Below are 26551 nucleotides of genomic sequence, written 5' to 3'. Positions count from 1 at the left end.
TCTTCCTTCGCCTTCGGGAAACCGGGTCAACTCCAGAGGATTCCTATCCCTGGACCGTATCCGGGCCCGTAGTCAAACGCATGTTGTCCCCACATTCGACTGGTCGTGAGGTCGTACCAGCCGATACCCGAGACACTCTTCCCCGTATTCACCCAGTCCGGTCCAGGCATGCCACCCGGAGTGGAGAACAATTCCTTCAGGGCCGGATCGGCATCGGCCAACTCCTTGACACGCTTGTCCAGGATATTGCCCATGATCGTGTTGGCCCGATTCTTGTTCCGGTCGATCCGTTTGAAATCGGCCTCAGTGTATCCGATGATTCCGGAATCCCACTCGGACAGCGCCGTATTCGTGTGCTCGAGAAGGCGCGTCGCCAACGGATCGGGATTCGCGATGTCATTGCCATTCATATCGACAACGCGCGCCCCACAGTTGTGGACGAGAATCGCGGTCCCGCCGACCAGCACGTAGTAGGTGTGCAGGTCGCTGACGGTGAGGTTGTGGACCGTGGCCCGCTGGGTCGTCCACCGCTCGACCGCCGTGACCTGGACGTAAGTGCCGGCGCTGGTGCGCAGCCACTCGCCCGACCGCAGGTCCGTGGCGTCGACCCACTCGCCCAGCTCCTGGACCCAGAACGGGTGCCCCTCGGTGGCCGTCACCTGGGCGGTCCGCTCTCCGTCGCCGATCGCGACGGTCACCTTGACCAGGTGCTTGACGCCCTCGCCGACGATCTCGGCGGTGACCGTCTCGACGGCGGTCTCGCCGGTCTCCGGGTCCGTCGCCACGACCTTGTCGCCGTTCCCGACGTCCTCGATCGGCTTGGTGGTGCCGTCGGCCATCAGGACGAGTGTGCCGGGGACGAAGCTGTTGGCCTCCTTCGCCGGGCAGCTGCCCCCTCCGCCGTCGCCGGACGGCTCGTCCTTGCCCTTCGCCGCCTTCGCCTGCCGCGGTTTCGGCTCCGCCTTCTTCGCCGCTGCCTTGCGCGCCTTCTGGATCGCGTTGCCCGTCTTCTGCGCGGCCTTCTTAGCCTGCCGGGTCGCCGCTTCCTTCGCCTTCTTCTTCAGCTGTGCCGCCAGCGCGGCCGCCTTCTTCTTCGCCGCGGCCGCCTTCCGGGCCAGCTCGCGGGCCTTGCGGGCCAGCTCGATGATCTTGCGGGCCTTCTCCTTGGCCTTCATCAGGGCGTTGATCGCCTTCGCGATCCGGTACGCCGCCTTGGCGATCCCGAAGGCCTTGTACGCCTTCGTCCACGGGATGGCGTTGAGGAACAGATCACCGCAGGCCCAGACGTCGCCGCGGGAGAAGCAGCCCACCACGCTGTCCCAGCCGACGAATTCCTTGAGCGCGGCCCAGCCGATGGAGAGGATCACATCCGCCACCGTCGTGCCCAGCGTCTTCTTCGCCGACGCCTCCTCCGACGCCGAGGGACCGCCGTACTCCGAGCTTCCGCCGTCCGACGCGAGACCCGACGGGTCGGCGTAGGTGACCGGGTTGTTCTCGCAGTAGACGTAGCCGTTCATCTGAACCGGGTCGGCCAGGTCCAGGATCGGGTCGGCGGAGAGGAATCGGCCGGTCGACGGGTCGTACTCACGAGCGCCCAGGTGGACCAGACCACTGCTCGTGTCGTCGTCGCCCCCGACGTAGCTCTGGTGGGAACGCCAGGTCGTGGCCTCGGACCGCTCCACGCCGAAGGCGTCCGTCTTCGAGAACTTGACCTTGTTGCCCGACGCCAGCGCCACGTTGGCGTACGCCGTGCCGTTCTGGTCGGTGACCTGGACGGACAGTTCCGCCGCACCCGTGCCCTGCGCGTGGCGCATCACGGTCGGCGCGCCCGCCTGGGAGTAGTAGCGCTCGGTGTAGGCGGGGCCGCCGGCCACGTTGACCGAGATCGTCGCTTCGCCGAGGTACAGGGTGCGCTCGGTGGCGGAGATCGCCATCAGGCGTGATCCGTCACCGCCGTAGACGTACTTGGTCTCCTTGTCCGGGACCCACTGCTGGTTCGCAGCGGTCCCGCAGGTGTTCAGCTGGAGGTCCGTGCTGTCGGCCGAGTTGGAGCTCGGGACGTCCAGGCACTTGCCCGACGAGACGTGCTTCAGGGTGCCGGTGGACGTCGCCGTCCACCGCTGGGCCGCCGCGCCGGTGCAGTCCGCGATGACGACCAGCGTGCCGTTGGCCGTGCCGCCGCCCTTGGGCACCACGCACTTGCCCAGGATCTTCAGCGCGCCCGTCGACGGGTCCGCGGAGGAGGCCGAGTCGATGCGGAACTTCTGCGCCTTGGAGCCGTTGCAGGTGTAGAGCTGGACGGGTGTGTCGGCCGTCGTCGCCGCGTTGGCCAGGTCCAGGCACTTGTTCGCCAGGCCCTTCCACGCGCCGGAACCGTTCTCACCGAAGCCGCTGACCTTCTCCACCTGACCGTCCCAGGTCCAGGTCAGCGCCTGCTCCGAGCCGTCGTACGTGCGCGTCCGCGTGTTGCCCGCGTCGTCGTACGTCAGCGTCGTCGCCTTCGTCACCTGAGCGCCGGACTCGGCCTTGTAGGTGGAGGACATGCCGGTCAGGGTGTGCGGCTGGGTGCCGTCCGCCTTGCCGTACACGTAGTCGGTCGTGGCGTCCTTGGTGGTGTCCAGGCCCGGGTCGTGCTCGACGAGCTTCTTCCGGTTGCCCATCGCGTCGTACGTGTACGACTGCCAGTAGCCGCTGTTGGCCGCCGTGACGTTGGTCGTGCCGTCCGAGTACTTCGCGGCGGCCGTCGTCTTGCCCGTCGCCGTGCAGGACGCGGGTGCCGTCCATGCCTCGCTCAGCTGGCCCAGCGCGTCGTACGTGAAGCACTGGCGGTCGGTCACCGAGTTCGAGGTGTCCGCGATCGACGTGACATTGCCGGCCGGGTCGTAGGTGTAGGCACGGGAGTTGACGCGGTGGCCGGTGACGGCCGTGGTGTCGCTGGTCGACTCACGGTCGACGATGCTCTGGGTCAGTTCGCCCGTCGCCTCGTCGTACAGGTTCGTCGTCCAGACGCGGTTCGGGTTCTCGCCGCTGGCCGTGCGCAGGACCTGGCCGTACGGGGAGTACGAGGTCTGCGCGGTGTACCAGGCCAGGCCCGAGGTGGAGACCGGCAGCCCGTCCTCGTTGTAGCGGACGACCACCTTCTCCGCGGGAAGGGTGCCCACGGAGGGCAGGTTGACGGCCTCCAGCAGGCCGGACTGCGAGTACTCGTAGCTGTACGCGTACTCCTTCTGGAGGCCGTAGGAGAGCGCCACCGATTCGGGGATGGAAATCTTCTGGCCGGCCGGCTGGTAGTCGGCGGTGTAGCCGGTCACCGCCGTGGTGTACGCCAGCCCGTCCGTGTAGCGGGTCTGCGAGGTGGCCAGGCCGACACCCCCGATCAGGGTGTCGTACGTGGCCTGCGCCAGCAGCTTGCCGGTGGCCGAGTTCTCGCGCTGCTCGATCGGGCGGGACAGCTTGTCGTAGACCGTGTACACGGCCGTGTTCTCGTCCGTGACCAGTTGCGGCCGGTTGAGCAGGTCGTACTGGGTCGTTGTCGTTCCCGTGTCCGGGTCGACCGACTCGATCCGACGGCCGCGGGCGTCGTACGCGTAGGTCCAGAGATTTCCCTCCGCATCCTTCACCTCGACCTGGTCGCCGCGCTCGTCGTACCTGTACGTCGTCGAGCGGTAGGCGGCGCGCAGCGCGTCCGTGTACGTGTCGACGCGGACCGTGCGGCCCATCGCGTCGGACCAGGTGCGCTGGGCGGTCGCGCCCGTCGGGTTGATCACCGTGGAGCTGTCGAGGCCGTACTCGTAGCGGCTCGCCTTCGCCGGGACCTCCGTGCCGTTGAGGTACGGGGTCTCGGTGAGGGTGCGGCCCAGGCCGTCGTACGCGTACAGCGTCGCGTTGGGGACCTGGTAGTCCGACTCCAGCTCGAACAGGACGGTGGAGGGGTCGTCCTTGTCGTAGTAGGCGTTGTTGGTCTGCCGGATGGTGCCGTTGGCGCCGTACAGGGTGTCCGAGATGAGGCGTCCGCCGCCGACAGCCGGCTCCTGCTTCTGGCGTTCGCGGCCGAGGCCGTCGTAGATGACGGTGGAGACGCCGTAGTCGCCGTCGTCGGTGAGCGACTCGGTGGTGATCGAGACCGGCTGGCCGATCGTCGTGTCGTAACTGATCTTCGCCGACGGCGACTTGGACGTGGCGCGGGACGGGTTCCACACCTGGGTGGCGCGGCCGAGGGCGTCGTACGTGTAGGTGGTGACCCGTCCGTTGACGTCCTGGTCGGTCAGGGCGACCCCGCGGCCGGGTTCCAGCGTGCTGGTCTCGCTCTGGTTCAGCTCGTTGGTGGTGGTGATCCGGAAGACCTGGCCCTTGTCCGGGACGTAGGTCGTGACCGCCTTCGCGGTGTCGCTGTTCGCGATGGCCAGGGCGTTCTTCGTGGACGTCGTACGGCCGTAGTCGTCGTACGTGACCTCGCCGTCCTTGACCCAGCCGCCGCCGGTTCCGGTGATCGCCCAGGTGGTGGTGGCGTTGCCGGTGGTGGGAGCGGCGTCGTAGGCCTGGCCGTCGTAGGCGACCCGCGAGCCGTCGATCCAGTCGGCGGCGGTCGCCGTGGCCGCCTGTGCGCAGGTGCCGGCGGTGGTGAGGGTCTGCCGGTCCAGGCCGATGAGGTGCTTGGCGGTGTTGTGGACGTACGACATCACCGTGCAGGTGTCGTCGTCCGTGTTGTCGGTCGCGGCGTCGGCCGACCAGTCGTTGTACTCGGCGACCTGCGTCGGCAGACCGTAGGTGTCCTCGTACTCGGTGACGGTGCGCAGGACGCGCACGGTGCGCTTGTCGTCGCCGGTGCCGGAGGAGCGGGTGTAGGTGAGGGACTCGGGGGTGAGGACCCGCCAGGCCTTGAGGTCCGGGATACCGCCGGAGCGGCTGCGGGCGGCGAGCTTCACGGCCTTCGGCTTGTCGACGGTCCTGGTCAGCCAGGTGTCGGCGGTCGCCGAGGCGTAGGTGAGCGACTCCGCGACGCGGCCCGCGAACGGCTCCTCGTCGGTGGCGACGGTGACGCCCTCGGAGTCCTTCACGGTGACCGAGCGGGTGCCTCCGCCGGAGAGGGGGTCGCCGTCCATGCCCCGGAAGAAGCGGGTCTCCGTCATGCCGCGCTTCGTGGACACGTACGCGGCGTCGCTGTCGGCGCCCGTGTAGGTGCGCACGCGGGCGAAGCCGCGCCACTGGTCCCAGGTGCGGGTCTTCTTCTTGGAGAACTCCGCCTGGTTCAGGGCCCAGGCGGCGTCACCGAGGTAGTCGTAGGTGGTCGTGATCGCGTCGACGCCGGTGAGGGCGGGGAGTTCCTGGACGGACTCGACGACGTACTTGTTGAACCAGTCGGTGGTCTCGACGTCCGGGTCGGCGTTCCAGAACACCGGGAAGCACAGGCCGGTGTTGGAGTCCGGGGCGGGGAAGCCGCTGCCCGTCTTGCACGCGCCCGACGGCGCCTTGTAGGTGACGACTGTCTCGCCGCCGTACTCGCTGACGACGCGCGCGATGCGCAGTCGGTCGAAGGCCGGGTTCGGGTCGTTCGCGCCCTCCTTGACCCGGTTGGGCATCGGCTGGCTGTTGGCGAGGAACTGCACCGGGTTGAGGGTGAGCGACTCGCCCTCGGTGTCGTAGCCGGTGCGGGTGATCGACTCCAGCCACAGGGCGGTGCCCTCGTCGGTGAGGTCGGCGGGCAGCGACTGCTGGAGCGTCCAGCTGTCCACCTTCGACAGGGCCGTGGAGCCCTGGGTGCGCTGCGTCCACGTCGTCACCTGGGCCAGCCGCTTGCGCGACCAGAAGGTGGGGACGGGGACGTAGCACTCCTTGCCGGCGGCGCAGTACAGGTCGGCCGGGGTGTCGTACCAGATGCGGTTCTTCGCGAAGTCGCCGGAGGCGAAGTTGTCGTTCTCGTCGCCCTCCGCCGTACAGGCGAGTTCGCCCTCCTTGAAGCAGCGCTCGTCGACGTCGAAGGTGACCTTGGAGATCGGGGCCGCGTACGGGTCGGCCGCGGTCAGGCCGTACTCGATGCGCTTGAGCCAGCCGCCGCGGTCGTAGGAGACGGGCGTCTTGAACTTGTTGTTCTTCGCGTAGTGGTTGGTCTCCTTGGCCCACCACAGCGTCATCGCGTTGCCGTTGGTGTCGACGACGTAGTCGAGGTTCCAGCGCCAGGCCTGGTCGCAGAAGGAGCCCGCGAAGTCGCCCGCCTTGTAGCAGGGTTCGCCGAACTGGTTGCCGGCGACGGGCGCGGTGAGGACCGAGTTCGTCACCGGGTCGCCGCTCGCCCAGTCGTCGGCCAGCTTGTGCTTGCCGAAGTAGTACTGGGTGCCGTCGCGGGTGGTGACGCGCCAGTACTCGCCGTCGGCGTCGCCGTTGTCCAGGGCGGTGTTGCGCAGCAGTTCGACGCGCGAGCCGTCGTCGTTCGCGGTGACCCACTTGTCGCCGTAGGGGCTGCTCGCGCCGTCGGGCAGGACCAGTTCGGTCGTCGTGCCGCCGAGCGTGAGCGTGGCGTTGTACGAGCCGAAGCAGAGGTCGCTGGTCTTCTTGGTGTTGTTGCCGTTCGTCTGGTCGTCGCGGCAGGAGGCGTAGGTGCGGGTGATGGAGCCCGCGTTGTACTCCCAGCCGTCGCCGACCCAGGAGGGCTGGTTGTTGGAGGCGGAGGTGCGGCCGTCCACGCCCTGCGAGTTGTAGCCGAAGGACACCGACGGCGAGGGGCCGCCGGGGACGCTCGGGGTCTGCAGGGCGTACGAGTAGGTGAAGCCGCCCGAGTTGCCTCCGGCCGACCAGGAACCGGCGCTGACCAGCGGGGTCGCGCCGAAGTCGCCCTTGGAGCCGGAGCCGGAGTCGGTGGCGAGGAGGACGGAGGAGCCGGAGCCGGCGGCGGTCGCGGCGGCGAGCGTCGCCAGCCGGGTGCCGCTGCCGGTCTGCGCCTCGCGGTACACGCCGTCGGTGACCGTGCCCGTGCCGGACGCGGCGGCCGTGGACGCGGTCGAGGCGCTGGTGCCGCCCGCCGCGAGGACCTCGGTGTCGACGGTCGCCAGGATGCGGCGCTCGAACACCGCGTCGCCGTCGGCGTCGGTGCCCGTCTGCGCGACCACGTTGTCGGTGGAGACCTCGGTCGGCTCCGAGCAGCCCTCGGTGTCCGGGGTGGTCAGGAAGCACGCCGGGTACTGCACGAAGGACAGCCGGTCCGCCCAGTTCGCGCCGTACAGCTCGGAGAAGTCGGTGTAGTCCAGGGCGATCACGGCGTCGCCGGTCGCCTCGGCCGGCGGGGTGACCGTGAGGGCCACGCCCTCGATGGCGGTGGTGGCCAGCTCGCCCTGGCCGGCGAGGGTGACCTGCCACTCGCCCTCCAGGGCCGTGGCCTCGGGCGCGGTGGCGTCCTCGGGGGCGCCGACCTCGACGGGGAGCGCGGTGCCGTCGGCCTGGGTGAGCGGCACCAGATCGCCGGGCGCGAGGCCCGTGAGGTCCTTCGTCGCGGTGCCGCCGACCGGCGCGGTGACCTGGCTCGGGTCGTACTCGAGGGGCTGCTCGGCCTCGGCCGTGGTCAGTTCGGCGAGCCGGCCGCCGGCCTCGCCCTCGGCCTGCTCGGCGTCCGGCAGGTCGACGAGGTCGACGCCGCTGCGGTCGTCACCCGGCGGCAGCGCCACTGCGGCGGGCGAGATGCCCACCACCAGTGCCACGGCGAGCGCACCGACCACACCGGCGCGTATCCGCGCCCGTCTGCGGCGTTCGGCATGCGTGCTCACACGCCACCCCCTGCCGCTCCATGACAGCGATCCCCACACAGCGACAGCCCCCGCGCCCACAGTTCCGGCCATTGATGAGCACGAATGTTCTGGCAAATGTTCATGGAAAGTCAACAGATCCAAGAAGGCGCGTGATTTAGCTCACCGGAGAAATTCCACAGTCCGAATAAAAAGATATGAGCACGACTCAATCACTGAAAGACCAGGTCAAATGCCGGTCAATGCACTGCCACGCGTGGGCAAATTGTGATCGTTTGGCGCGAGACGCCCGGGACGCGAACTCCCTGCTCAGCCCTACCTGTTAGACGTACGCGAGGGCCGTCCCGCCTCACCCTCAAGGTCACAGAAAGGCAAAGGCGACCGAGCGGTGTGGCGCTATCTCCTCGGCATCGGCAATGCTCTGGTGCGCGCTTTCCGGGCGTGGGATGCGAAAAGCAGGCCCCCGGTTGCGGCATAGCTCATTCACAGAATCCTGGCTCGCCCGGGATTTCAGGGGGAGGGGGCGCAAGCCCATGGAACGTCGTCGCTTCGGCCTGCCCGCGTCCGGGCGCGGCCGGGCAGGGGTCGCCGCAGCCGTCGCCGGCGCGATCGGCGTCGGGCTGCTGGCCGTGCCGCTGTTCGACGACCCCGGCACCGCCGACGCCCCCGCCGGAACAAAAAAGGCCGCCGCCCGTCCCCTGGACCAGGACACCGCGCAGCAACAGGCCGTCGCCGCGGGCAGGCGCGTCGAGGTCACCGCCCTGCGCGACGAGACGTCCACGACGTACGCGCGCCCCGACGGCAGCTTCGAGCTGGTCGCCCACGGGGCGCCGGTGCGGGCCCGGGTGAACGGCGCCTGGAAGCCCATCGACACGAGCCTGGCCCGGACCGCACAGGGCTGGGCCGCCAGGGCGACCGTCGATCCCGTGGTGTTCTCGGCGGGCGGCGCTGCCGGGACCGGCGGCGGCGAGAGCGCCAGGAACCGTAGGACCAGCAGGACCGGCAAGACCGGCAAGAACGCCGAGGCCGCCGTCTACACCGTCGCGCGCGGCGGTGACGCCGTGCGGGTCGCCGACGCCACCGACGGCTTCTCCCAGCTCGCCACCCTCACCAGCGGCGGCCACGAGATCACCCTGAGCTGGCCCGGTGCCCTGCCCGAGCCCACGATCAGCGGGTCGAGCGCGCTGTACCGCGAGGTCCTCGACGGCGTCGACCTGATGCTGACGGCCCAGGCCGGCGGCTTCAGCCACGTCCTCGTCGTGCACAGCGCCGAGGCCGCGGCCGACCCCGCCCTCACCCGGCTGTCCTACGGGCTCTCCTCCCCCGACCTGACCTTCCACCTCGACCCCGTCACGAAGATCGTCACCGGCACGGACCGCGACGGCCAGGAGATCGCCGTCTCCCCCACCCCCTACCTGTGGGACTCGGCCGGCACGTACGCGGCCACCGAGGGCACCGACCCCGAGCCGGCCGAGGAGAGCGCCGAGCCGGCGCCGTCCTACTCCGAGGAGCCCGGCGCGCCGGTCGGCGAGGAGAGCGCCGCGCCCGGGGACGGGCAGGACACCGACGCGCCGACGGCGACCGCCACCGAGAGCGGGGACACCGAGGACGGCGACACCGGGGACACCGGCGCGACCACCGCCGACCCGGCCGCCTTCCACCCGGCGTCGTCCGCCGCCCTCACCGACGCCCAGGTGTTCGCCCTGCCGGGCCTCGCCGGACCCGACCCGGGCACCCATCTGGCCGTCGCCGGCACCGCGTTGAGCGCCCCGGGCGCCGCCTCCACCGCCCTGTCGATCGTGCCGGACGCCGACCTGCTCGCGGACGCGGACACCGTCTACCCGGTCTTCGTCGACCCCACGATCTACGGCAAGACGAAGAACTGGACCACGGCCTACAAGAAGTACCCGAGCTCCAGCTTCTACGACGGCGCCAACTACAACAGCGGCACCACCGAGGCCCGCGTCGGCTTCGAGTCCACCACCTGGGGCCTGTCCCGCTCCTTCTTCAAGCTCGGCTGGTCCACCAACATCAAGGGCGCCAGCATCTCGTCGGCCTCCATACGGCTGCGCGAGACCTACTCCTGGTCGTGCTCCGCGCGCGAGACCCAGGTCTGGCTGACCTCCGGCATCTCCTCCAAGACCACCTGGAACAACCAGCCGGACTGGAAGTCGGAGATCGGCACCAAGTCCTTCGCCTACGGCTACAACTCCTCCTGCCCGGACTCCTACGTCAGCTACGACGCGAAGTCGGTCGCGCAGGACGCGGCGGACGGCGGCTGGTCCTCGATGACCATCGGGCTGCGGGCCAGCACCGAGGACTCGGCGTACGCCTGGAAGAAGTTCCGCGCGGAGGGCGACAGCGCCCCCAAGCTCACCCTCGTCTACAACCGCAAGCCGAAGACGCCGAGTTCGGTCGTCCAGACCCCGGGCGGCACCTGCGACCGCACCACCCCCTACCTCCACATCGGCAAGCGCGACCTCGTGCTGTCGGCCGCCTCCTCCGACGCGGACGACACCTCCACCCGCCAGGACCTGAAGTACCTGGACTTCGAGCTGTGGCGGACCGGCTACGGCGACAGCAAGATCCTCGACAAGAACGTCACGGTCACCAGCGCCGGCAAGGCGTCGGTCACGGTCGCCAAGTCGTCGTTCACCAACGGCTACCAGTACTCGTGGCGGGTGCGCGCGATCGACTCCAGCGGGGCCGCCTCACCGTACGCGCCGACCTCCGACCCGTACGTGTGCCGGTTCATCTACGACAGCAGCGTGCCCAACGAGCCGCTGATCACCTCCACCGCCTTCCCGGCGGCGGACGAGGACGGCACGGTCTGGTCGACGGTGAAGTTCGGCACGTCCGGCAACTTCACCTTCGCGCCGGACGAGGACACCGACGTCACCAAGTTCCAGTGGTCGTTCAACACCACGACCTACGCGAGCAGCAAGACCGTCACCGCGGGCGCCTCGACGACCGTGTCGCTGCCACCGCCGCTGGCCGGTCCCAACGTGCTCTACGCGCGGGCCGTGGACAGCGCGGGCAATGTCTCGATCGGTACGAAGTACCTGTTCTACGTCACCCCGCGCGACACCGCCGACGTGGCCGGCGACACCACGGGTGACGGCACCCCCGACCTGTTCGCCATCAGTTCGGGCGGCAACCTGTGGATGTACCCCTCGTCGACCGCCGGTGACCTGCACGTCGGCATGGAGGCCGCCCATGACAACGGCGTCGGCCTGCTCTCCGACCCGGACGAGGACGGCGTGGACCACGCGCCGGCCTACTGGATGGGCGCCGACGGCACGGCGGCGCTGATCGCCCACGGCGGGGACGCGCTCGGCGCCGACGGCATCGGCGACGTCTTCGCCCGGATGCCCGACGGCAAGCTGTACGTGTACCCCGGCGACGGCTACGGCAGCGTCGACATCTCCCGGCGCATGACCGTCCGGCTGCCCTCGGGCTCCCCGGACCCGGCGACCTTCGACCAGATCATCGTGGGCGACTACGACGCGGACGGCCGCGTCGACCTGTTCGCCACCGCCACCGGCGGCGAGATGTGGGCCTTCGAGGGCTACACCGGCGCCACGTTCCTGACGGTCACCAAGATCGCCTCCACGGCGTGGCTGGACCGCGACCTCGTCTCGGTCGGCGACCACGACGCCGACGGCGCGCCCGACCTGCTGTGGCGCTCCGGCTCCTCCAGCCGTCTCTACCTGCGGTTCGGCGTCAAGGACAGCGCCGGCGGCTCCACCATCGCCTCCCTGTCGACGGCGGCGGCCTCCAAGACGGGCGCCGACGAGGTCTACGCCGAGGGATGGTCGACGACCACGGTGCCCACGAGCCACCTCTACGGCACCCCGGACGTCAACAACGACGGCATCCCCGACCTCTGGGCCCTGTCCAGCGCCGGGAGCATCTACTTCTACAAGGGCGGCGCCGCGGTGATCGGCACGGGCACGGCGGTGATCAGCGCGGACAGCGCGTGGGCGACGACGAAGCTGCGCTTCGGCTGACCCGCCCGCAACTCCCCGCTAGGGGGCCGGAGTTCGTCAGAACTCCGGCCCCCTACCCGTTTCCCGGGAGGTGTGCGGCAGCGGGCCCGCGCGGTCCAGCAGACCCGTGCGGGCCGCGAGCGCCGCCGCCTCCAGCCGGGAGCCGACGCCCAGTTTCATCAGCACCCGCTGGACGTGCGTGCGGGCCGTGGACGGGGCGATGCCCATACCCGCGGCGATCAGACGGGTGTCCTCGCCGTCCGCGACCCGGACCAGGACCTCCACCTCGCGGGGCGTGAGCATCTGGAGCAGCCGCTGGCCCTCGTCGTCCGGCTGGGCCGCCGGGTTCAGCAGTTCGCTGAACGCGCCCTGCAGCAGCGCCGGAGCCACCGCCGCCTCGCCCGCCCGCGCCTTCATGATGGCCCGCTCCACGCCCTCTATGCGCTCGTCGTGGCGTACATACCCGGAGGCGCCCGCGGCGAAGGCCGCCGCGATGCCCCGCGGGCTCGGTACCGGACCGAGGACCAGGACCGCCACCTGTGGCCGCTCCCGCTTGATGCGGACCACCGGGTCGAAGATGCCCGGCTCGGCCGGGACCGCCGTGCCCAGCAGACACACCTCCGGGGCGCGGGTGATCACCAGCTCGGCCGCGCCCGCGGCAGGTGCCGCCGCGGCGAGCACCCGGTGCCCCCGCAGTTTGAGCGCCGAGGCCAGTGCCTCGGCCAGCAGTCGGTGGTCGTCGACCACCATCAGCCGCACTCCCAACGAGCAACCCCCCAGTCCCCCCATGGATGCCCACACGGGCTCACACGGACTCACACGGACTCACACGGACCGACAAAGGGTGCCCCCCGGCACCCTGTCCTTCATGCCCCCGGAAGCTACACGCTTGTTCGACGTTGCGCTCCCCCTACCGGTGAGAAGTGCCCCGGATCGCCGAAATTCCTCACATTCGAGGGGCATGCGCGGTAAGTGAACGGCCCCGCCCCTGAGCAGGGACGGGGCCGTCACGGCGATTAAGACGATCAGCTGCCCGCGCCGTACGCGACCGCGAGGTACTGCGGGTCGCCGCTCGAGAGCGAGCCGTCGTCGGCGTACACCTCGGACATGAACAGGCGTCCCTGGGAGTAGAGGACCTCGGAGTACTCCGGGGACATGCTGGTCTCCAGGTCGTGCACCGCCTCCGTTGCCGGGTTCTCCAGCAGCTTGGTCTCCTTGAAGGAGCCTCCGGCGATGCTGACGACCTGGCCGCCCTTGTCGTACGGCGGCCGCTTGTAGGCGATCAGGTTGCTGCCGTCCATGCGCAGCGGGTAGATCGTGTAGCCGTCGCCGGCGTCCGCGCGCTGGCCGGTCTGCTTGCCGGTGGCCAGGTCGAAGGCGATGACCTCGTTGGTCCGGCTGTATTCGCCGGTGCCGTCGTGCTCCTCGGTCGGGACGTAGATCCGGTCGTTGCCGACGGCCAGTCCCGTGCAGGCCTCGATCCTGGTGATGCCCTCGCAGTCGGCCGCGTACTGGTCGCCCGGGACCGAGATGCGGGTGCGCAGCTTGCCGGTCTTGTTGTCGATGGAGAAGAAGTCCGAGATGCCGCTGCCGTCACCGGCGCTGTCGCCGACGTCGGCGGCCACCACCAGGGGGTCGCTGGACACGACGGACGCGTACTCGATGCCCGTGGCCAGCTTGTACTCGGAGATCACCTTCCCGGACACCGGGTCGATGGTCTGGATGTGCAGCTCGGGGTTGTCGTACGCGCCGCACTTGCGCACGGCCACCAGCTTCGGGCCGCCGCCGTAGCCGGCGTCGTAACAGGTGTCGGCCGGCTTCGGCGACCACAGCACCTTGCCGGAGTCGATGTCGAAGGCGGCGCCGCCGTTGGTGCTGCCGAGGGCCACCGTGTTCGCACTGACCGTCACGTTATTGAAACTGATCGGGTAGTCACCGGAGTTGACGGTCTTCTTCCACAACTGCTTGCCCGCGGCGAGGTCGATCGCCGCGACCTGGTCGCAGGAGGCCGTCTCGGCGGCGCTCGCCTGGAAGGTGACCGCCGTGCGGTAGTCGTCGGTGGCGAACTTGCTTGCCTCGCACACCGGTCCGGGCAGCGGGACCGACCAGAGCTTGGTGCCCTTGTCCAGGTCGTAGCCGGCGATCTCGCTGACGCCCGTCTTCACGTACGCCTTGTCGGTCAGCCAGGAGCCCTTGACGCCGACGCTGTCGTCCTTCTTGATCACGGGCATCGGGACCTTGAACAGGACGTCCGAGGCGGGGTCGGCCGGCACCTTCTCCTTGCCGCCGGAGGACGTGCCGCCGGTGCCTCCCGTGCCGCCGGTGTCACCCCCGCCGCCGGTCGGGCCCGCGGGACCCGCCTCTTCCTTCTTGCCGCTGTCGCTGGACTTCGCGTACCAGACGCCGCCGCCGACGATCAGCGCGATCGCGACGACCGCCCCGACGATGATCGCCACCTGCGCGTTGAACTTCTTGCCGACGCCGCCCGGTCCCTGGCCGGGGCCGCCGGCCTGCGGGTGCATGGGCATGGTGGGCTGCCCCGGGTAGCCGTAACCCGCCGGAGCGGTCGGATACCCCGGCTGCCCCGGCTGCCCCGGGTAGCCGTACCCGGGCTGCTGGCCGTACGGGGGCGTCGGCTGGCCGTAGGGGCCCGGCTGCTGGGGCTGGCCGTACGGCGCGGGGGCGGGCGCGGGCGTGCCCGGCTGGGCCGGGTAGCCGTAACCGGCGGCGGCGGCCGGAGGCGCGGGCTGTCCGGGCGCCTGCGGGTAGCCGTACCCCGGCTGGGGCTGCTGCGGGGGCCCGGACGGGGCCGGGGGCGGAGGCGTCTGCGGCGGCTGGGGGTGCTGAGCCGCCTGGGCCGGGGCCTGGGGCGGCTGGGGCGCCTGACCCGGCTGGGGTGCCTGCGGGTAGCCGTAGCCCGGCTCCGGAGCCTTCGTCAGGTCGGGGGCGGGCGGCTGCGGCGCGGCGTCCTGCGGGGCCGCGTCCTTGGGCACGGCGTCCTGCGGCGGCGGGTCCTGCGGCGGCTGGGGCGGGCCGAAACCGCCCTGCTGCGGCTGCTGCGGGGGCTGGTTCGGCGGCGGGGGCGGCGGCTGGGTCATGGTGTGGATACCTCGGGAGAACGCTCGGAAGGCTCGGGCGGCGGGCGGGGACGTCGACGGGGCGGGGAAGGCGGTGGGTCGCCTCACTTGCCGTAGGCGAGCATCAGCTTCTCCTTCGTCTCGTCGTTGCCCGTCAGCCGGGTGGAGGAGAGGTAGAGGCGCCCGTCGACCCAGGCGAGGTCGCGCGAGTAGAAGCTGTCCTCGATCTCGGCGGTGCTCTGGGGCAGCTGCATCAGCGTCGTCGGCGTGTGGGCGGACCCGGCCGTCGGGATGCCCACCACCCGGCCGGCCGCGTCGTACGACGGCTCGACGTACGCGACGAGGTTGCCGCCCTCGACCTTCACCGGCAGCATCGCCTCGTCGGTCGGGGACTTCACGCGCCACTTCTCCTTGCCGGTGGAGAGGTCGATCGCCACGATCTCGTTGGGACCGCTGCTCGACTCGGTAGGCAGGTAGAGCGTGTTCGCGTCGGAAGCCGTGCCCGTGCAGCCGGTGAGGTTGCGCTGGAGGAAGCCGGAGTCGCACTCGGGCGCGAAGTCCTCGTCGAAGCCGACCTGCGAGCGGTAGGAGCCGTCCGGCTTGAACGTCGCGATGTTCCAGGTGTTCTTGTCGTCGTTGGTGCTGTAGACGACCAGCGGGTCGACGGAGTACGTCTTCGCCACCGACCAGCCCTTGTCGAACTTCTGGGTCCACTTGACCTTGCCGGTCGCCGGGTCCAGCTCCTGGATCTCGTCGTGCTCGTTGGCCTCGGTCGCGTCGCAGGACGCCACCGCGATCAGCCGGGTCCCGCCGGCGAACGCCGTCGGGAAGCAGGAGTCGCCGTACTTCTGCTTGTCGTACAGCTTCTTGCCGGTGCGGACGTCGTACGCCGTGCCGGACTGCGAGCGGCCCACCATCAAGGTGTTGCCGGCCAGCGACAGCTCGATGCTGATGGCGCTGTCGAACAGCGCGCCGTCCGCGACGACGCCCTTCCAGCCCTGGGCGCCGGTGGTGAGGTCGATCTGCTGGAGCTGGTTGCACTTGGCGCGGTCGCTGGTGCCGCTCATGTACGCCACGACGACCTTGTCGTCCGCCGTCTTCTGCGGGGTGACCGCGCAGATCTTCTGCGGCAGCGCGATGGTGTCCCAGGTGGGCTTGCCGTCGCCGACGTTGTACGCCACGACCTCCTTGTACGCCGCCTTCACGGCCGTCTTGGAGGTGATCCACATGCCGGGGGCGTCGGCGCCGGAGGCGGGTGCGTCGGGCGCCTCCTTGTACCAGAGCACCTTCGCCTCGCCGGCCTTGCGGTCCGCGTTGAAGTCCTCGGTGTCCCCGCCGCCGTCGCCGCTGCCGTCACCGGGGTTGACCGGTGCGCCGCTCGCCGTGGCCTTGCCGTCGTCGCTCGGCCCGGCGACCGGCTTCTTGCCGCCGTCGTCGTCGCCGTTCGTGACCGCGAACACCGTCCCGCCGATCACCAGCAGCGCCGCCACCGCGGCCCCGACCACCAGCGCGGGCCGCCCCTTGAAGGGGTTGCGCCCACCGGGCGGCGTACCGGGCGCGCCGGGGAACTGGGGCGGCTGCGGATAGCCGTAGCCCGGCTGCTGGCCGTACGGCCCCGGCTGGGCATAGGGGCCGGGCTGGCCGTAGGGGCCCGGCTGCTGGGGCTGACCGTAGGGACCGGCCTGCGGCGGCTGACCGTACGGGCCGGGCTGCTGCGGCTGTTGCTGCGGATAGCCGTACCCCGGCTGCGGCTGCTGGGCGGGCGGGCCCTGGGGCGGCTGCGGCGGCATCTGGGGCGCGCCGAAGCCACCCTGTGGCGCCTGCGGCGGCTGCGATGCCTGCGGCGGCTGTGGCGCCTGCGGCTGGTCCTGCGGTGCTCCGTAACCACCCGGCTGCGGCGGCTGATTGGGCGGCTGAGCCATCAGCGTGTTCCCCCTATGTCACTGGTTTTTAGCCACGCCCCCAGGTCAGTGACCCGCCCGGAGCCGTCTTCAGAGAGTTCTCAGACGGCTCTTTCTATCACCCGCGACGGACGGCTCCCGGGGCCGCTCCACCCCTGTTCCCAAGGGAGGACCGGCCCGTGACGCCGTCGTTATGCGCCTTCACGCACCCTTCACGCGTCCTCGGCGAGTTCCAGCCACCGCAGTTCCAGTTCCTCGCGCTCGCCCACCAGTCCCCGCAGCTCTGCGTCGAGTTCGGCGACCTTCTCGAAGTCGGTGGCGTGGTCCGCGATCTGGGCGTGCAGCTTGGCCTCCTTCGCGGAGACCTTGTCCAACTGCCGCTCGATCTTCTGGAGTTCCTTCTTGGCGGCGCGCTGGTCGGCGGCGCTCTTCTCGGTCACCGGCTTCGCGACGGCCGCCGGAGCCGAGGCGGCCGCGGCCTCCTCCATGCGCTGCCGGCGCTCGATGTACTCGTCGATACCGCGCGGGAGCATCCGCAGGGCGGCGTCGCCGAGGAGGGCGAAGACCCGGTCCGTGGTCCGCTCGACGAAGAAGCGGTCGTGGGAGATGACGATCATCGAGCCCGGCCAGCCGTCGAGGAGGTCCTCGAGCTGGGTCAGGGTCTCGATGTCGAGGTCGTTGGTGGGCTCGTCGAGGAAGAGGACGTTGGGCTCGTCCATGAGCAGGCGCAGGATCTGCAGGCGGCGGCGCTCACCGCCCGACAGGTCCCCGACCGGCGTCCACTGCTTGTCCTTGTTGAAGCCGAACGTCTCGCAGAGCTGCCCGGCGGTCATCTCACGCCCCTTGCCCAGGTCGACGCGCTCACGCACCTGCTGGACGGCCTCCAGAACCCGCAGCCCGGGGTCGAGCTCACCGACCTCCTGGGAGAGGTAGGCGAGCTTGACGGTCTTGCCGACGACGACCCGGCCGGCCACGGGCTGCACCTCGCCCTCGGTGCGGGCGGCCTCGGCCAGGGCCCGCAGCAGCGAGGTCTTGCCGGCACCGTTGACCCCGACGAGGCCGATGCGGTCACCGGGGCCGAGGTGCCAGGTGATGTGCTTGAGCAGCACCTTGGGACCGGCCTGGACGGTGACGTCCTCGAGGTCGAAGACGGTCCTGCCGAGGCGCGAGGAGGCGAACTTCATCAGCTCGCTGCTGTCGCGGGGCGGCGGCACGTCCTTGATGAGCTCGTTGGCGGCCTCGACGCGGAACCGCGGCTTGGACGTCCGCGCGGGGGCGCCGCGGCGCAGCCAGGCGAGCTCCTTGCGGACCAGGTTCTGCCGCTTGACCTCCTCGGTCGCGGCGATGCGCTCACGCTCCGCGCGCGCGAAGACGTAGTCGGAGTAGCCGCCCTCGTACTCGTGGACGTCACCGCGCTGTACGTCCCACATGCGGGTGCAGACCTGGTCCAGGAACCAGCGGTCGTGGGTGACGCAGACGAGCGCGGAGCGGCGCTCGCGCAGATGCCTGGCCAGCCAGGAGATGCCCTCGACGTCGAGGTGGTTGGTCGGCTCGTCCAGGACGATCAGGTCCTGCTCCTCGATCAGCAGCTTGGCGAGCGCGATCCGTCGGCGCTCACCGCCGGAGAGCGGACCGATCACGGTGTCCAGGCCCTGCGGGAACCCCGGCAGGTCGAGCCCGCCGAAGAGCCCCGTGAGCACGTCCCTGACCTTGGCGTTGCCGGCCCACTCGTGGTCGGCCATGTCCCGGATGACCTCGTGCCGGACGGTCGCGGCCGAGTCGAGCGAGTCGTGCTGGGTGAGTACGCCGAGGCGGACCCCGCCGGAGTGCGTGACCCGGCCGGAGTCCGCCTCCTCCAGTTTGGCGAGCATGCGGATCAGCGTGGTCTTCCCGTCGCCGTTGCGGCCGACGACGCCGATCCGGTCCCCTTCGGACACGCCGAGCGAGATGCCGTCGAGGAGGGTACGGGTCCCGTACACCTTGCTGACGTTCTCGACATTGACCAGATTGACGGCCATTTCTCTCCTGCCACGGGGGATGCTCGACCCTCCAGGGTAGTCGGCGCGGCGGACACCCTTCGGTGCCCGGTTTCTTTCGCGGTCATGAGGGCGGCAGCGGCGTGCGGCAGGGCTCGCGATGGTCGTGCGCGCTGTTCACGAACGGCGCGTGCGCGAGCGGCTCACGCCCCCGTGGTTCCCGCGGTCGGCCGGTGACACCCGTCGGGCGGCGGCACGCGGCGAACGGTTGCGCGCGCGGGGCGGACGCCCCCTCGCGCACGCCGGGGCGGGCGGGGCAGGGCGCGAGCGCGCCGGGCCGCCGGGACGCCGGGACGCCGGGCCGCCGGGCCGCCGGGCCGCCGGGCCGCCGGTCGGGATCGTCACTCCGGTTCGGAGGCCCTCGGTTCTGAGGCCCTGGGCTCGGAGGCCCTCGGCTCGGAGACCTCCGGGTGGCGTTCCTCGTAGCGCCACATCGCCCGCACGAGGCCGTCGTCCGGCCCGCCGTCGACGTCGAGGGGCCGCAGCGCCCGCACGGCGGCCACACAGCGCGGGTCGTCGCGCTGCGCGAGCCCGTGGGCGGCGTGCACCCGGGTGTCCCGCAACGCGTCGTCGAGGAGTCCGGCGAGCACGTCGGTGACGCCGGGCGCCTCCGCGGGGCAGCGCGCCAGCCAGCGGGCCGCCCGCTCGCGCACCCGGGGGTCGGGGTCGCGCGCGAGTGCGTACAGGACGTCGAGCTTCTCGCGCGGCACGCGCGTACCCGCGGTTTCCGGTCGCAGGGTGTCGGGCACCTCCAGGCGGACGCGCGGGTCGGGATGCCCGGCGTACGGCAGACCGACGGCCTCGATGATCTCCCCGTTCCCGTCCGAGTCGCCCTCCTCGCTCAGCCCGGACAGCACCAGGGCGAGCACCTCGGGGTCCGGCTCCTCCAGGGCCCAGGGCAGGAACACCTCGGGCGCGAGTTTGTGGACGACGGATCCCGGCCGCGAGAACATGCCGCCGAACCCGATGACGAGGCACCTCAGCACGTCCGCGGCGAAGAGCCGGTGCAGTCGGTCGGGATGCGCGCTCAACGCCTGGGCGGCGCCCCAGGTCTCCTCGTCCAGCCGGCCGGCGAGGAGGACGACGGAGTCGGACCAGGCGCCGTGGTCCCGGTCCGGGCGGGTGAGTGCCCGCGCGAGCAGCTCATCGAACGGCGTACGGATCCGGAAGCGCTGCTCCAGCACGGTGAGGACACCCGGATGGCCGTCCCACACGGTCTGCCCGCCGAGCGAGTGGCGCTCGTACTGCGAGGACCAGGAATCGACCCGCACCGTGCCGCGCTCGACCGGCCCGGCCGCGCCGGTCCTGCGCCGCAGCTCGGTCCCGAGGTCCGCCCCGGCCCAGTACCGCGCGCGTGCCAGCAGATCGGCCCGCGCGTCGGCGTCGAGGCGCACGAGTTCGGGGAGCAGTCTGGTGACCATCCAGGAGCAGCCGCCGTCCACCGCACGGGTCAGCGCGCTGTCGCCGCCGGGCAGCCCGGGATCCCCTCCGGGCGCCCCGTCCGGCGACCGCAGCGGGTCGGCGCCGGCCCTGATCAGCTCCTCGGCGACCGGCTCGTCGTAGGCCGCCACGGCCACGCAGAGCAGGGGGACGCCGTCGGCCGGGTCGCGGGCGTTCGGGTCCTGTCCGCCGTCCAGCAGTTCACGGACGGCGTCGGCATCTCCGCGTCGAACCGCCGCCACCAGCTCCGCCGACCCCATGCGCATGCCCTTCGCCCCGGCCCGGCCTTCTGCTGGAACCGGCCGAGGGAGGCTAGCGGGCGAGGGCCGCTCGAAGCAGCCGAATTACGGCAGGGACAGGCGGTCTACGACGAGGACGGCCGCGTCACGTGCCGTCCCCGACGACCGTCGCGCCCGGCGCCGGTCCCACCGCCACCCGCACGCTCCTGCAGGTGCCCGACGTGCGCAGCGCCTGCGCGATCTTCTCCGCCGCGGCGGTGTCGCGGGCGAGGAACGCGGTGGTCGGGCCCGAGCCGGAGACGAGCGTGGCGAGGGCGCCGGCCGCGTGGCCCGCGGCGAGGGTGTCGGCGAGTTCGGGGAACAGCGACAGCGCGGCCGGCTGGAGGTCGTTGGAGACGGTGGCCGCGAGGGCGTCGGGGTCTCCCTCGGCCAGGGCGTCGAGGAGGCGCCGGGAGGCCACCGGTTCGGGGATGTCCCGGCCCTGCGCCAGCCGGTCGAACTCCCGGAACACCGACGGTGTGGACAGCCCCCGTTCGGCCATCGCGAACACCCAGTGGAACGTGCCGCCGGTCTCCAGGACCGCCAGCTTCTCGCCGCGCCCGGTGCCCAGAGCGGCCCCGCCGACCAGGCTGAACGGCACATCGCTGCCCAACTCGGCACAGATTTCGAGGAGTTCGTCACGGGTGGCGCCGGTGCCCCACAGCGCGTCGCAGGCCAGCAGCGCGCCCGCGCCGTCCGCGCTGCCGCCCGCCATGCCCCCGGCGACGGGGATGTCCTTGGCGATGTGGAGGTGCACGTCGGGCGTACGGCCGTACCGCTCGGCCAGCGCGATCGCGGCCCGCGCCGCGAGGTTCGTACGGTCCAGGGGCACCTGGCGGGCGTCCGGGCCCTCGCAGGTGACGCGGAGTCCGTCGGCCGGGGTCACCGTGACCTCGTCGTACAGACCGACCGCGAGGAAGACGTTCGCCAGGTCGTGGAAGCCGTCCGCGCGGGCGGCGCCCACCGCGAGCTGCACATTGACCTTGGCGGGCACCCGCACGGTGACGCTCACTCGGAGTCCTTCCGCTTCGGCGACGCGAGGGGCGTCGGGGACGCGACGGGCGTCTCCCGGTCCGGCGCGGCCTCGGCGATGCGGGCGAACTCCTCGACCGTGAGGGCCTCGCCGCGCGCCTGCGGCGAGACGCCGGCCGCCACGAGGGCCTCCTCCGCGCGGGCCGGGGAGCCCGCCCATCCGGCGAGCGCGGCCCGCAGGGTCTTGCGGCGCTGGGCGAACGCCGCGTCGACGACGGCGAACACCTCGCGCCGCGAGGCCGTGGTGTCGATCGGCTCGGTCCGCCGCACCAGCGACACCAGCCCGCTGTCCACGTTCGGCGCGGGCCAGAACACCTTGCGTCCGATGGCGCCGGCCCGCTTGACCTCGGCGTACCAGTTGGCCTTGACCGACGGCACGCCGTACACCTTCGAGCCGGGCCCGGCGGCGAGCCGGTCGGCGACTTCGGACTGGACCATGACGAGGGTGCGCTCGATGCTCGGGAAGGTCTCCAGCATGTGCAGCAGCACGGGCACGGCCACGTTGTACGGCAGGTTGGCGACCAGCGCGGTCGGGGCGGGGCCGGGCAGCTCGGTCACCTGCATCGCGTCGGAGTGCACCAGCGTGAAGCGGTCCGCGCGCTCCGGCATGCGCGCCGCGATCGTCGCGGGCAGCGCGCCGGCCAGGACGTCGTCGATCTCGACGGCCGTGACCCGGTCGGCGGTCTCCAGCAGCGCCAGGGTGAGGGAGCCGAGCCCCGGGCCGACCTCGACGACCACGTCGTCGGGCCGGACCTCCGCGGTGCGGACGATACGGCGGACCGTGTTCGCGTCGATCACGAAGTTCTGGCCGCGCTGCTTGGTGGGCCGCACGCCGAGGACCGCCGCCAGCTCACGGATGTCGGCGGGGCCCAGGAGGGCGTCGGGGGCGGGGCTGGTACTCACGGGACAAGGGTACGGGGGCGCACGGACACCGTCCGCCGCCGCACCTCTTCACCCGTGCAGCCGTGTCCCGCAGTGCGGCCAGGGACTGGCCCCGCGCCGCACGTACAGCTTCTTCGCGCGGAGCGTCTGTTCCGCCGCCGGCGCGTCCTGGGGCCGTCCGCTGCCGCCGAGGCTCTGCCAGGTGCGGGTGTCGAACTGGTACAGCCCGCCGTACGTGCCCGAGGGGTCGACCGCGTTCGGCCGGCCGCCCGACTCGCAGACCGCGAGGCCCTGCCAGTCCAGGCCGTCGGCGCCCCGCTCGGAGGCCGGCAGCGGCTTCGTCCCGACCTTCACCACCTGATCGCGCGGTTCGCGCACGATCTCGTCACGGATCCGCCGCGGTGTCTGCCGCACGCCGTTCACGGTGCGCAGCGAGTACGTGATCCGGCGCAGGCCGGGCTGTCCGGCCCGCTCCACCACCTCCGTGCCCTTGAACAGCGAGGAGTCGTCGGTGCGGCGCACGTCGAACGGGATCGCCTCCTCCCGCACCTCCTTGCTGCCGGTGATCCGCAGCACGGTGACCGTCTGCCCGTCGCGCGGGAAGCTGCCGGGCGCGACGGAGGTGGTGTCCTGGCCGCGCAGGGTGATCCCGGCCGCCGCCACCGCCTCGCGCACGGTCGCCGCGTTGGTGCGGACGGTGCGGGCCCGGCCGTCGGCCATGACCGTGACCGAGCGCTCGGTGCGGACGTCCAGCGCGAGCCCCGCACGGCCGATCGGCTGGGAGCGCGGGACGGACATGTAGGCGCCCTCCGCGCGCACCCCGAGTTGCTGGAGCGCCTCCTGCACGGTGTGCGCCGTCGTCCACACCTCGTGCCGGTGTCCGTCCAGGGTGAGCCGGACGGGCCGCCCGTAGTGCACCGCGATCTCGTCACCGCTGGTGAGTTCGGTGTCGGGGCCGGGCGCCACCACGTCGTGCGCGCCCACCCGCACGCCTTCCTCCGCGAGGAGTTCGCCCACGTCGTCGGCGAAGGTGTGCAGCGTGCGCGGCTTGCCGTCGACGGTCAGCTCGACCGCCTTGTCCTCGGCGACGAAGGCGGTGGTGCCGCCGGCCAGGAAGGCGACGACGAGCGCCTGCGGGACCAGCCGACGGATCGTGGACTCCGGACGCTCGGCGGAGCGCGTCCGGCGCCGGCGCGCGGCCCGCCCCACGTCCTGCCGCGGCAGCGGCGACAGCCGGGGCGGCGGGGCCTGCCGGTCCGGCACCGGTCCGGTGAGCTGGACCGTCTCGGCGTACGGGACGGCCCCGGTGAGCTGGACCGTCTCGGCGTACGGGGCGGCCCCGGTGGGCTGGGTCTGCTCGGCGAACCGGACCGGTTCGGGGAGCTGGAGCGTCTCGGGAAGCGGGGGCGGCGCTTCGTACGTCTCGTACGCGGGCCGGTACGTGTCGTCGTACGTCCCGGGCGCCGCGTACACGCCGTACGCGATCGTCTCGGCGTTGTGCAGGTCGACGTACGACCCGCCACCGGCGTACGGCTCGTACTCGAAGTACTGCGAGTTGCTCACGCCGACACTCCAGGGGAGGGGTCCGGATCGGGCCCCCAGAACCTAGCGGAGCGACGGTCACTCTCCAAAGTGGCGCGACTACCGAGAGTTGTGTTCGACGGGTGGCGGGTGCGCTCAGTAGCCGAACGCGCGTGCGGTGTTCGCGGCGAGGGCGGTGGCCAGGGTGTCCTCGTCGATGTCCCGCACGGCGGCCATGGCGCGCACCGTGACCGGAATCAGGTACGGGGCGTTGGGCCGTCCGCGGTAGGGCGCCGGGGTCAGGAAGGGGGCGTCGGTCTCCACCAGGAGCAGCTCCAGCGGGGCCACCGCGACGGCGTCCCGGAGGTTCTGGGCGTTCTTGAAGGTGACGTTGCCGGCGAAGGACATGAAGTATCCGGCGCGGGCACAGATCTCGGCCATCTCGGCGTCGCCGGAGTAGCAGTGGAAGACGGTGCGCTCGGGGGCGCCCTCCTCCTTCAGGACGCGCAGGACGTCGGCGTGGGCGTCACGGTCGTGGATGACCAGGGCCTTGCCGTGCCGCTTGGCCATCTCGATGTGGGCGCGGAAGGAGTCCTCCTGGGCCTCCTTGCCCTCGGGGCCGGTGCGGAAGTGGTCGAGTCCGGTCTCGCCGACGCCCTTGACGTACGGAAGCGCGGCCAGGCGGTCGATCTCGGCGAGCGCCTCGTCGAGCGCCTGCGCGCCGCCCGGCGTCCGCGCGCCCTGGCGGGACCAGCCGTCGGGGTCGCCGTGCACGATGCGCGGCGCCTCGTTCGGGTGCAGGGCGACCGTGGCGTGGACCGCGTCGTGCGCCGCCGCCGTCTCGGCCGCCCACCGGGAGCCCCGTACGTCGCAGCCGACCTGGACGACCGTCGTCACGCCGACCGACGCGGCTTTCGCGAGGGCCTCCTCCACCGTGCCCGACTGCATGTCGAGGTGGGTGTGGGAGTCGGCGACCGGCACCCCGAGGGGGGCCGGAAGCGGCGGCGCGGCGTTCTTGTCGGCGTTCTTGTCGGCGTTCGAAGGCATGCCCCGATCCTACGGAAGGGGCATGCCCTCCCCGGCGGGCGATCGGCCCGCCCGGCTAGCTCGCCTTGCGGAACGGGTGCAGAAGGTCGGACAGGTGCCAGTGGTGGGGCTGCGGCGCCTTGGACTGCGCGTCGGGCTGTGCGTCGGACGGCTCCTCGGCCGCCGGGACCGGCGACTGGACCGGTCCGGCCGGGGGCGCCTTGTGCTGTCGGGCCGCGCTGAGCACCGACGAGACCTGCCCCGCCCGCATGATGCGCACGACGTGCCCGTCGCAGTTCTGGCACGCGGGGCGGCTCAGCGGTGACGGGACGATCCGCCCGTTCGCCACGTAGAGGACGAACTCGTGACCGTCGGCGTCGGTGTGGTGCTCTATCTCGAAGGCCTGCTCCCAGCCGTGCCCGCAGCGCATACAGGCGAAGGAGTACGACTCGTTGACGACGGCGCTGGCGCCGCCGCGGAGGCCGGTCTGCCCTGTGATCTCACTCATGACCGCTCCTGGTGTCCGCTGGTGGGACCGCTCAGGTCCCGTCGTCCAGTGGACGCCTCGCCCGGAGCGAATGCACCCGACCTGTGCACTGTTGAAGGCGATTTGGGCGTCCCTTGCCACAACGCCCGGCGCCCTTTGCCCGCACATGGGGCGCACGCTCAGACGACATGCGCCCTGCTCAGAGGGGGTGTGAGTCCCTTCACAACACCCGGGCCACAACCGTCACAGGCCCCCGGCGTTCTTCGCCGCCACCACCGCGTCGAACACCTCGCGCTTCGGCAGCCCCGCCTCCGCCGCCACCGCCGCGATGGCCTCCTTGCGGCGCTCGCCCGCCTCCTCGCGCACCCGCACCCGACGCACCAGCTCCGCCGCGTCGAGCTCCTCGGGGCCGCGCTCGGGCGCCCCGGTGACGACGACGGTGATCTCGCCCCGCACGCCCTCGGCCGCCCACTGGGCCAGCTCGCCGAGCGGACCGCGCTTCACCTCTTCGTACGTCTTGGTCAGCTCCCGGCACACGGCGGCCCGCCGGTCCGTGCCGAACACCTCGGCCATCGCGGCGAGGGTGTCGTCGAGCCGGTGCGGGGCCTCGAAGTACACGAGGGTCCGGCGCTCCTGAGCGACCTCCCGCAGCCGGGACAGCCGCTCGCCGGCCTTCCTCGGCAGGAACCCCTCGAAGCAGAACCGGTCGACGGGCAGCCCGGACAGGGCCAGCGCGGTGAGCACCGCGGACGGGCCGGGGACGGCGGTGACGCGGATGTCCTGCTCGACGGCCGCGGCGACCAGCCGGTACCCGGGGTCGGAGACCGACGGCATCCCGGCGTCGGTGACGAGCAGCACCCGCGCGCCGCCCACCAGCTCCGCGACCAGGTCGGGAGTACGGGCGGACTCGTTGCCCTCGAAGTAGGACACGACACGGCCCTTGGGCGTCACCCCCAGCGCCTGGGTCAGCCGCCGCAGCCGGCGCGTGTCCTCGGCGGCGATCACGTCGGCGCCGGTCAGCTCCTCGGCGAGACGGGGCGGGGCATCGGAGACGTCACCGATGGGAGTACCGGCGAGAACGAGGATTCCGGGCGTAGCTGTCACGTTTCCATCCTCGCAGGGCGGGGCCCCACTCGATCGACCAGGCCG

13 protein-coding genes are annotated in these 26551 nt (G+C 71.6%); 1 reads left to right on the top strand and 12 read right to left on the bottom strand.

All coding sequences use genetic code 11. The features are described 5' to 3' along the window. Nucleotides 1-26: 26 nt before the first annotated feature. Nucleotides 27-7754 carry a ricin-type beta-trefoil lectin domain protein gene (locus OHU34_RS24610; protein ID WP_405768341.1) on the bottom strand — a complete coding sequence of 2576 codons (7728 nt, stop codon included), beginning with the start codon at nt 7752-7754 and terminating at the stop codon, nt 27-29. Nucleotides 7755-8266: 512 nt separating this feature from the next. On the opposite strand from OHU34_RS24610, the gene OHU34_RS24605 reads away from it, so the two are divergent. Continuing rightward, nucleotides 8267-11743: a DNRLRE domain-containing protein gene (locus OHU34_RS24605; RefSeq protein ID WP_405768339.1), complete on the top strand. Its 3477-nt coding sequence runs from the start codon at nt 8267-8269 to the stop codon at nt 11741-11743. Between the two features lie 36 nt (nt 11744-11779). On the opposite strand, the gene OHU34_RS24600 is transcribed toward OHU34_RS24605, so the two are convergent. The 11 genes from OHU34_RS24600 to rsmI form a co-directional block, all read right to left on the bottom strand. Beyond that, entirely contained in the window at nt 11780-12472 is a 693-nt protein-coding gene (locus OHU34_RS24600; protein WP_230195494.1) for a response regulator transcription factor, read from the bottom strand. A 275-nt stretch (nt 12473-12747) separates the two neighbouring features. Then, the gene (locus tag OHU34_RS24595; protein WP_405768336.1) at nt 12748-14820 is read right to left on the bottom strand and encodes a PQQ-binding-like beta-propeller repeat protein; all 2073 of its coding nucleotides are present in this window, start codon (nt 14818-14820) and stop codon (nt 12748-12750) included. Nucleotides 14821-14903: 83 nt separating this feature from the next. Then, nucleotides 14904-16721 carry a PQQ-binding-like beta-propeller repeat protein gene (locus OHU34_RS24590; protein ID WP_405768333.1) on the bottom strand — a complete coding sequence of 606 codons (1818 nt, stop codon included), beginning with the start codon at nt 16719-16721 and terminating at the stop codon, nt 14904-14906. A 191-nt stretch (nt 16722-16912) separates the two neighbouring features. After that, on the bottom strand, nt 16913-18718 hold the full coding sequence (locus OHU34_RS24585; protein WP_142264723.1) for an ABC-F family ATP-binding cassette domain-containing protein: 1806 nt from the start codon (nt 18716-18718) through the stop codon (nt 16913-16915). 359 nt (nt 18719-19077) lie between these two features. Then, a complete protein-coding gene (locus tag OHU34_RS24580; RefSeq protein ID WP_405768331.1) occupies nt 19078-20436 on the bottom strand; it encodes a HEAT repeat domain-containing protein in 1359 nt (452 codons plus the stop codon). Between the two features lie 124 nt (nt 20437-20560). Continuing rightward, complete coding sequence (locus OHU34_RS24575) at nt 20561-21466, bottom strand: 4-(cytidine 5'-diphospho)-2-C-methyl-D-erythritol kinase (RefSeq protein ID WP_405768329.1); 906 nt, start codon at nt 21464-21466, stop codon at nt 20561-20563. Then, complete coding sequence (gene rsmA, locus OHU34_RS24570; RefSeq protein ID WP_142264726.1) at nt 21463-22389, bottom strand: 16S rRNA (adenine(1518)-N(6)/adenine(1519)-N(6))-dimethyltransferase RsmA; 927 nt, start codon at nt 22387-22389, stop codon at nt 21463-21465. The genes OHU34_RS24575 and rsmA overlap by 4 nt, the downstream gene beginning before the upstream one ends. A 48-nt stretch (nt 22390-22437) precedes the next feature. Then, on the bottom strand, nt 22438-23931 hold the full coding sequence (locus OHU34_RS24565; protein ID WP_272493575.1) for a resuscitation-promoting factor: 1494 nt from the start codon (nt 23929-23931) through the stop codon (nt 22438-22440). Between the two features lie 114 nt (nt 23932-24045). Then, nucleotides 24046-24936: a TatD family hydrolase gene (locus OHU34_RS24560; RefSeq protein ID WP_142264728.1), complete on the bottom strand. Its 891-nt coding sequence runs from the start codon at nt 24934-24936 to the stop codon at nt 24046-24048. 55 nt (nt 24937-24991) lie between these two features. Next, complete coding sequence (locus OHU34_RS24555; RefSeq protein WP_142264729.1) at nt 24992-25423, bottom strand: hypothetical protein; 432 nt, start codon at nt 25421-25423, stop codon at nt 24992-24994. Nucleotides 25424-25645: 222 nt separating this feature from the next. Beyond that, on the bottom strand, nt 25646-26506 hold the full coding sequence (gene rsmI, locus OHU34_RS24550; protein ID WP_405768324.1) for a 16S rRNA (cytidine(1402)-2'-O)-methyltransferase: 861 nt from the start codon (nt 26504-26506) through the stop codon (nt 25646-25648). Nucleotides 26507-26551 lie beyond the last annotated feature (45 nt).

Source organism: Streptomyces sp. NBC_00080, from assembly GCF_045041255.1.
Classification (GTDB): domain Bacteria; phylum Actinomycetota; class Actinomycetes; order Streptomycetales; family Streptomycetaceae; genus Streptomyces; species Streptomyces coriariae.
The sequence above is the reverse complement of the archived record's forward strand: the minus strand, read 5'-3'. Positions and strand labels throughout refer to the sequence as shown.

What these genes read in the sequence shown, in the direction of transcription:
- OHU34_RS24605 (WP_405768339.1), top strand. Translation starts at nt 8,267, where the DNA reads ATGGAACGTCGTCGCTTCGGCCTGCCCGCGTCCGGGCGCGGCCGGGCA.
- OHU34_RS24585 (WP_142264723.1), bottom strand. Translation starts at nt 18,718, where the DNA reads ATGGCCGTCAATCTGGTCAATGTCGAGAACGTCAGCAAGGTGTACGGG.
- OHU34_RS24595 (WP_405768336.1), bottom strand. Translation starts at nt 14,820, where the DNA reads ATGACCCAGCCGCCGCCCCCGCCGCCGAACCAGCCCCCGCAGCAGCCG.
- OHU34_RS24560 (WP_142264728.1), bottom strand. Translation starts at nt 24,936, where the DNA reads ATGCCTTCGAACGCCGACAAGAACGCCGACAAGAACGCCGCGCCGCCG.
- OHU34_RS24600 (WP_230195494.1), bottom strand. Translation starts at nt 12,472, where the DNA reads ATGGTGGTCGACGACCACCGACTGCTGGCCGAGGCACTGGCCTCGGCG.
- OHU34_RS24580 (WP_405768331.1), bottom strand. Translation starts at nt 20,436, where the DNA reads ATGGGGTCGGCGGAGCTGGTGGCGGCGGTTCGACGCGGAGATGCCGAC.
- OHU34_RS24590 (WP_405768333.1), bottom strand. Translation starts at nt 16,721, where the DNA reads ATGGCTCAGCCGCCCAATCAGCCGCCGCAGCCGGGTGGTTACGGAGCA.
- OHU34_RS24555 (WP_142264729.1), bottom strand. Translation starts at nt 25,423, where the DNA reads ATGAGTGAGATCACAGGGCAGACCGGCCTCCGCGGCGGCGCCAGCGCC.